The following is a 7,422-nucleotide window of genomic DNA, read 5'->3' as shown; positions in this document are numbered from 1 at the left end:
GGTCGATCTTCGTTGGGCATAAGCATGTCCCCAAGCACAGGCTTGGGCCTTCCATGGTCATGCCAGGCTGTCCGGTCGAAATGGGGGGCAGTTCAGTCCCAGGCGATGAGCCCGGCCAAGGCATAGGTCGCGACCGACACGACGGAGAGGATGGCCGAAAGCAGGTTCTTCAAGCCGTTCATACTGTGCAGGTCGGTGAAACCGATCAGGCCCAGCACAGCGAGCAGCATGATGCCGAGCCCGCCATTGAAGTAGCCGCCATAGACGGAGACGAAGAAGATCACCGTGCCCGATGCGATCGGTCCGACCCCGCCCCCCATGCGCAGCGCCGCGACGAGGCGGGGGCCCGCGGCGAAGAGGTAGGTGGCGATCAGTAACAGCCAGGGCACGATCCCCTCGAAGGCCTCCCCAGGCGTCACGAGGAGGAGGAGCGCCCCGCTCAGTCCGCCTGCGACCGCGACGACGAAGATGGCGGGAAGCCCGAGGCGTCCCTCAGACTGGATGTCCCGCCGGAAGGCCCAGGCGCTGCCCATGTAGCCGGGCATGGCCGTCAGCGTCGCGGTCGCGTTCGCCGTGATCGGCGGCAGGCCGAGCCAGACGAGCGCCGGGAAGGACAGGAACGTGCCGCCCCCCGCGACGGCGTTCAGTCCGCCCGCGAGGAAGCCGGCGCAAACGAGAACGGCAAGGGTGAGCATTGGTGCCTCCGGTCGGGTCTGGCCTTTCCTGCCCGGCTCTCCCATTGGTCTGCAAATTGGTCCGGAGAGCAGGCGGGTATGCGGACAGGCAGGGAGATCGTGCGAGCGCGGCTCTGGTCCCTCATCGAGCGGGACGCTCCGGCCCCGGGAGACCGACTTCCGCCGGAACGTGTGCTGGCGGGCTTGGTCGGGTGCAGCCGCGAGACCCTGCGCGCGGTTCTCTCCGCGCTCGAGGCGGAGGGCGAGGTCTGGCGTCATATCGGACAGGGAACGTTCCGCGGCCGAGCACCGGTCGGCCAGCCGGTCCGGGACACGCTGTTGCTGGAGGCGACCACCCCGTCGGACCTGATGGATGCCCGCCGCCTTCTCGAGCCGCAGGTGGCCGCCGCCGCGGCCCAACGGCGGGACGAAGGTGACGGGACGCTTCTTCGCCGCCGAGTGGCCGAGGGACGCGCTGCTGTGGACCGGGCGACATGCGAACGGGCCGACGACCGTTTCCACCAGGCGATCGCGCAGGTGACCCGCAATCCCCTCCTCATCGCGCTGCTTCGCCATTTCTCCGGCGCTCGCTGCCGGGCCGTCTGGCAACGGGAATGGGATCGCACCTACCGGCGTGTCGGCGTGCGCGAATTCACCGAAGCCCATAGCGACCAGCATGCCCGCGTGGTCGACGCGATCGCCGCCGGGGACGGCGCCGCCGCGCATCGCGCGATGCTGCGGCATCTCGAGGCGGTGAGCCTCGACATGGGTATCCCGCAGGCTGAGGGGTCGGACAAATGACTTCCTAAATCGCCAACAACACACCTTCCCCTTCTACCTGACAAAACCCTAAGCGCCGGACGGGCCGGGCCGAGGAGATTGCACGGCTCATCCTGTGGCTCGTCTCGCCGGCGGCGTCCTTCGTGACGGGACAGGTCTGGACGGTGGACGGGGGCCGGACTGCGTAGCTGAGCTTGCCGCGGAGGCGAACGCTTTCCACGCCTTGTCGCGGCGCAGTTGCGCCGCCTCGATCCGGGAGAGCCTGCAGCAGGCGGCGTCCTCGTCGCCGCAGGCCCGCAGCGCCTTGCGCCAAGCCCGCAGCGCCGAGTGCGGCGACCACGGCAGCGCCGCCTCGCTCAGCCAGCGACGCAACGCCGAGGGCAACCGGTCGTAGGAGTCCATGGGCACACCCACGCGGCGCCGCCGCGCTAGCGTGCTGTTGCCGGTATTCGCCCTCATGCAGCCACCGCGTCGCGCCAGCCGGGGAACGGGTCGGGTAGCCCCTTCCAGGCTTCGGGGACGAAGCCCGCCTCCGGCACCAGCGCCGCATCGAGCGCCCGGGTGATCGCCGCCCGGTCCATGCCGGAACCGATGAAGACCAGCTCCTGCCGACGGTCGCCGAAGGGCTCCTCCCAGTGCTGCGCGATATAGGCGCGCGCCGAAGGGTGGTCCGGCCAGCGCGCCTCGGGAATCGTCGCCCACCAGCGGCCCATCGGTCGGACCGAGCTCAGCGCCCCGGCGAGCGAGAACTCGGCCAGCCAGTCGGGCCGCGTCGCGATCCAGAAATGCCCCTTGGCACGGATCACGCCGGGCAGCGGACCGTTCAGCACCTCGTAGATCCTTTGCGGATCGAAGGGCCGGCGGGCGCGATAGACGAAGGAGGAGACGCCGTATTCCTCGGTCTCGGGCACATGATCCGCGAAGCCGTAGAGCTCCTTTGCCCAGAGTGGATGCGTGTGCGCCGTCTCGAAATCGAACAGGCCGGTGCCGAGGTGTCAATCGGCGTCCAATTCTGACCCCCTATCGGCGCCGAAGATTGACCCCTCTGAGCGCACCGGAAGCTGGCCCGATGCGGTGTAGCCATCATACAGCGCAACCGGATCGGGCCAGCGATGCTCTGGGGCTCAGGCTCGTAACTTGAAGCGCCAGCTCTCGTTGCCGGTCTCGACGATGTCGCAATGGTGGGTGAGCCGGTCGAGGAGCGCGGTGGTCATTTTGGCATCGCCGAAGACGCTCGGCCATTCACCGAAGTCGAGGTTTGTCGACACCAGGATCGAGGTGCGCTCGTAGAGGCGGCTGATCAGGTGGAAGAGCAACTGTCCGCCGGTCTGAGCGAACGGTAGGTATCCGAGTTCATCGAGGATGACGAAGTCCAGCCGGCAGAGCAGATCGGCGGTGCGGCCCTGACGATCGGCGCGCGCTTCGGCGTCGAGCTTGTTGACGAGGTCGACGACGTTAAAGAAGCGGCCGCGCTTTCCGCTTCGGATGCAGGCTCGGTCGATGCCGACGGCGAGGTGCGACTTGCCGGTTCCGGTCCCGCCGATCAGCACGACGTTGCGCTGCTGCTCAAGGAAGTCTCCGCCCGCGAGGTCGCGGACCAGGGTCTCATTTACCGGCGTCTCCTCGAAGTCGAACTCGTCGATCTCCTTGGCCAGCGGCAGCTTGGCAATGGTCATCTGGTATTTGATCGAGCGCGCCTGCTTCTCGCTGATCTCGGCGGTCAGTAGATCGCCGACAATCTTCTGCGGCTCATGCTGCCGCTTCACGGCGGTGGCGATGATCTCGTCATAGGCCGCCTTCATTCCGTAGAGCCTGAGCTGGCCCATCACGTCCAGCACCTGCGATCTTTCCATGGTCCGGTCTCCTGAGGCTGTCGTAGCGTCTGCAATCGGCGACCGGCTCGCAGCTCAGACGCAGCGCGTCCGGTTTCGTGATGGTCAGCGGCGGCCCGGGCTCCCGGCGCCGGGCGAGGATGTTGAGCACGACGGCGGACGAGTGAACGCCCTCGCTCAGCGCCTCGGCGCAGGCCGCGTCTACAGCGTCGAGCCCGTCGATCAGGACCGAGCTCAAGATCTCGACCATTTGGCGGTCGCCGTTCACCCTGCGCACCGTGTTCCGCGATACGCGCAGCTCCCGGCAGATCTGCTTGATCGGCTTCTTGTCCTGAAAATACGCCCGACGGATCTTCGCGATAGTTTCCACGACCAACATCCCGCACCTGCTCCCGGTTGCCCCAGGAGCATCATGGTCACCGATGTAAGGGGGTCATTTTTGGACGCCGATCACCCCGCTACGGGGTCACTTTTCCATGCCGGTTCACACCATAAGTGATAGAGATCGGCCCGCGAAAGGAAGCGAAGTCTCTTTGATATGCGCAGTCGCGCTCCGGCAAGATGCTCTAGATACCAGCTGCTCATGGCGCTGCGGCGCAAAGCGCCGCCGCCCCGAAGCGGAAGTGCGGCGGGTTCACCGTCACGGGCGCTCCCCGGCCCAGACCGGACCTACGGCCCGGTTGGATGAGACCGTAGCTACCGGCCCTTAGCTGCCATTCGCCTCTTCACCGAACGCTGCCATGCAGCCTCCCGGGAGCGAACGTTGGCAGCCTCGGGCAGCAAATCGAGCGCTCAGATGGCGGTTTTGCGGTCCAGGCGATCGGTCAGGACAATATATTGCTAAACTGCTCGCGGCGTGTACTTCTTGCAGGAGGTGCTTCGGGAGAATGGCAATGAGCCTAATAGAGACATACGACAACCTACTACGCAACTGCGAGGAGTTGGAGGAGGCAAGGAAGAACAGAGGTCAAGTCAAGGAGCTCTATGCCGGCCTGATCGGCCGTGGGTCGGTCTTTCTTCCCTATCTCACAGGCGATGGCATCGCCTTCGCCCCATCACGTTTCATCGGATATACTGAAAATACCTTAATCAGACATGAGCAGTCGGCGGAACGGGATGGAAAGAAAACGAACGCTCGTGTTCGGGAGATCTTGCGCAAACACTTCGGCTTTACGATCTGGAACGGCAAGGATGACGTGGCCGAATGGCATTACCACGGCTTTTGCGCTCGCCTCGGGACTGTGCCGCGAAATTCGAAAAAGACCTTTTGGATTACGCCAGAGATGGGAGATTGGCTCGAGAAAAATGACATCGCCCGCATCGATGCACATGAGATCGCCGCGCTTGAGCAAGAGGTATTGGCTGATACCTCAATTCCTGAGGTGACCCGCAAAGCGATCGTTAAGGCTCGTATCGGCCAAGGCCTATACCGTCGGCGAGTTCTCCAAAAATATGGCTGCTGCCTAATCACTGAGATCAAGGAACCCGCGCTCTTAGTTGCCTCCCACATCAAGCCATGGAGGGATTGCCGGAAGGACCCACGGGAATGTCTCGACCCCGAGAACGCTCTACTACTTTCGCCGACATGGGACAGGCTCTTTGATAAAGGCTTCATCAGCTTCACCGATCAAGGCGAGATGATAATCTCAGACGGCCTGAAGCGGAAGGCCCGAAAAGCGCTTGGCGTCAGAAAACAAAAGATCCCGCTGACGCGGGACCAAGCCGCCTACATGGTTTGGCATCGAAAAATCCATGATTTCAAGTAACACTTGGCCCATTGCCGCCGTTCGAGGAGCGGCCCGACGGCGACCGCTCACGGCCCAGATCAGACGTTCAAACCGCTTAAGCCTCCAGGCTCTCCCGGCCCGAAGCCAACATTCGTGCTTCATGCTGCGGATGACCGTTGTCGCTCCGGAACCGGACGCGATAGCAAACTATTTTCGATCCATCCCAAAATGGTATCTATTCTGATTTTCATGGGACGCTGACCGCAACCGGAGCAAGAAGGGGCCTGAAACCGGCATGATTACATTCATCGAGATGCGGCGCTTCAAACGTTTCGAAGCCGGAAAGATCGAAGTTTCGCGCAGTGGCACCACACTCTTGGCCGGGCCGAACAACAGCGGGAAATCCACCTTGCTGCATGCGCTCGCGGTCTGGAGTTTCTGCGTCTTCGTTCTGCGCCGTGGAAAGGGGGACGAGGCGATCTTGACCGAGTTTTCTGGGCAGGGATACGGGATCTCGGATGACGATTTCAACCCCATCAACTTGCCAGACTTGAAACACCTTTGGTATGGGCTGAAGACGCAGATACCGGGAGAGGAGGGATATTCCCTCTCGATCAGGGTCGATTGGGAGCACCCCGTGGACGGAACCCATTATCTGACGATCTCCCTGTCGCTGACCAACGATCGACTTTTCATCCGGGCTAACGAGACCACGCTTACCAACTGCGACGCGCTTCCGGAAATTGTTTACCTGCCACCCGTCGCAGGCTTGGATGCCAAGGAGCCCTTTGCCACGCCCGCCCTGCGCCGTGCAATGCTCGGGCGCGGCTTGGCCGGGTCGGTCCTGCGCAATGTCCTTTTCGATTTACGCCAGGACAACGAGAAGAAGCGCGCGGAATTAAAGGAAGGCAAGTCGAAGATCTCCAACGCCGACCTGAAGGCACTGCGCGACACTGATCCTTGGGAGCGACTACAGGCCACGCTGCGTAGGACCTTTGGCTTTGAGATCGTCGTGGCTGATTACGACGAGACGTATCATACTACGCTTCAAGCCTTCACTCAGCCTGTGGAATATGACGATACATCCAAGCGCTATCGAAATGCAGGGGCTAAACGCGACCTCATGGTCGAGGGAGCGGGGGCCTTGCAATGGATTTGCGTCTATGCCTATGCCGTAAATCCCGACACAGATATCCTTCTGCTCGATGAGCCGGACGCGCACCTGCATTCGAGCCTCCAGGGCGTCCTGATCGATGCCCTCGAAGAACTCATCGAGATTAACGGCAAGCAGGTCCTTGTTGCCACCCATTCGCGCGAAGTCCTGCTTGGCGCACCCTTGGAAAAAATCATATCATTCGAAAAGGTGAAGCCTAAGTATCTGAGCAGCGAGGCGGATCGGGTGCGTATGTTCTCCGGGCTCGGAGAGGTCTATGATCCATTCATCGACCGGGTCCGCAAGACCAAGCGGGTCGTTTTCGTGGAGAACAACTCCGATTTACGCGCCCTGAAGGCTATTGCTGCTACGCTTGGCCGTTCGCTACCTAAGTTGGAGGCTTATCCAACAACGGAGAGTCACAAGGACCGTCGGAAATTTTTCCAGAAACTGGAAAAAGGTATCCCGGGCATCCGAGCCCTCAGCTTTCGCGACCGCGATGGTGCCCCGTTGAACACCGTCTGCGAGAAGACGCTGCGCGACAAGTCGGACGGGCATGGGCTGTCAAATTTCGCATCCCGGACTTCCCGGCGTCGGGAGATCGAGAACTATGCCTTGGTGCCGGCTTGCATCGCTCGCACTCTGGGGCTTGAGACCGCGGACATTCGAACCTGGTGGGAAGAAGTGCTGTTCCTGCCCTGGTCAGAGGCACCTCCCGCCGACGCGACGCCAATCATGGAGGGTGAGTATAAAGAGGCGCTTACGACACGCCTGAAGGAAGCCGGTAAGTCCATGGACGACCTCTGGGCGCAGATGACTCCGGAGGATATCCATGACGATCTCAAGATACTTGTCTCGCAGCTCGAAAACCTTTGAGGTTCAGAGAACCGGCGAATGCGCATTGGTGATAAGCAGCAGACGTTCCTGTTCAGTGCAGCGAACTTCCGCTCTCCGCCCTTCCTCGCCGTTGGTGCAGCACGCGAAGAAGGTCAGCTCACCACCCTTCCTTGTCGGTCCTCGCCATGCCTGCGCAATCTGAACGCCCACCCGTCCGTGTTCTCTGACTGATCGATCGGGGCCCTCACTCTGCCGATCTCGTCACCAACCTGACTCTGCCTGTGGTTTGCTCATCGCCGGGCGGTGGCATCGCCGGGGCGGAAAGCCGCCCGCTCAGGCCCGTCCGCCCTGCCGCGCCGCCGCCCTCGTTCCGCCCCGGCGGATGATGATAAGCCCCGACAGGACGATCAGCGCCGAGC

5 protein-coding genes and 4 pseudogenes are annotated in these 7,422 nt (G+C 62.4%); 4 read left to right on the top strand and 5 right to left on the bottom strand.

The window, feature by feature from the left end:
- Window positions 1-95 precede the first annotated feature (95 nt).
- Window positions 96-695, bottom strand: a pseudogene (locus BUE30_RS17095) (sulfite exporter TauE/SafE family protein); the annotation flags it as partial.
- 78 nt (window positions 696-773) lie between these two features.
- Between BUE30_RS17095 and BUE30_RS17090 the strand changes: the two are divergent.
- Together BUE30_RS17090 and BUE30_RS17085 are read left to right on the top strand one after the other, a co-directional pair.
- Window positions 774-1,475, top strand: coding sequence for a FadR/GntR family transcriptional regulator (locus BUE30_RS17090; RefSeq protein WP_073334349.1), 702 nt, complete (start codon window positions 774-776; stop codon window positions 1,473-1,475).
- Window positions 1,476-1,552: 77 nt separating this feature from the next.
- A complete protein-coding gene (locus tag BUE30_RS17085) occupies window positions 1,553-1,642 on the top strand; it encodes an SDR family oxidoreductase (protein WP_073334351.1) in 90 nt (29 codons plus the stop codon).
- Window positions 1,643-1,688: 46 nt separating this feature from the next.
- Here BUE30_RS17085 and BUE30_RS18125 read toward each other — a convergent pair.
- From BUE30_RS18125 to BUE30_RS18120, 4 genes and pseudogenes are all read right to left on the bottom strand, one after another.
- Window positions 1,689-1,913: pseudogene (locus BUE30_RS18125) on the bottom strand (DUF6525 family protein); the annotation flags it as partial.
- Window positions 1,910-2,440, bottom strand: a pseudogene (locus BUE30_RS17080) (CobW family GTP-binding protein); the annotation flags it as partial. The pseudogenes BUE30_RS17080 and BUE30_RS18125, both read right to left, overlap by 4 nt.
- A gap of 138 nt (window positions 2,441-2,578) precedes the next feature.
- Window positions 2,579-3,307, bottom strand: coding sequence for an IS21-like element helper ATPase IstB (gene istB / locus BUE30_RS17075; protein ID WP_073334347.1), 729 nt, complete (start codon window positions 3,305-3,307; stop codon window positions 2,579-2,581).
- Window positions 3,240-3,554: pseudogene (locus tag BUE30_RS18120) on the bottom strand (IS21 family transposase); the annotation flags it as partial. The gene istB and the pseudogene BUE30_RS18120, both read right to left, overlap by 68 nt.
- A gap of 625 nt (window positions 3,555-4,179) precedes the next feature.
- Here BUE30_RS18120 and BUE30_RS17400 point away from each other — a divergent pair.
- Both BUE30_RS17400 and BUE30_RS17060 read left to right on the top strand, forming a co-directional pair.
- Window positions 4,180-5,052: an HNH endonuclease gene (locus tag BUE30_RS17400; RefSeq protein WP_170865669.1), complete on the top strand. Its 873-nt coding sequence runs from the start codon at window positions 4,180-4,182 to the stop codon at window positions 5,050-5,052.
- Between the two features lie 256 nt (window positions 5,053-5,308).
- Window positions 5,309-7,042, top strand: coding sequence for an ATP-dependent nuclease (locus BUE30_RS17060; RefSeq protein WP_073334343.1), 1,734 nt, complete (start codon window positions 5,309-5,311; stop codon window positions 7,040-7,042).
- Window positions 7,043-7,422: the final 380 nt, after the last annotated feature.

The sequence above is a fragment of the Wenxinia saemankumensis genome (genome assembly GCF_900141735.1).
Classification (GTDB): Bacteria; Pseudomonadota; Alphaproteobacteria; order Rhodobacterales; family Rhodobacteraceae; genus Wenxinia; species Wenxinia saemankumensis.
This window is presented reverse-complemented; position numbering and strand designations above follow the sequence as displayed.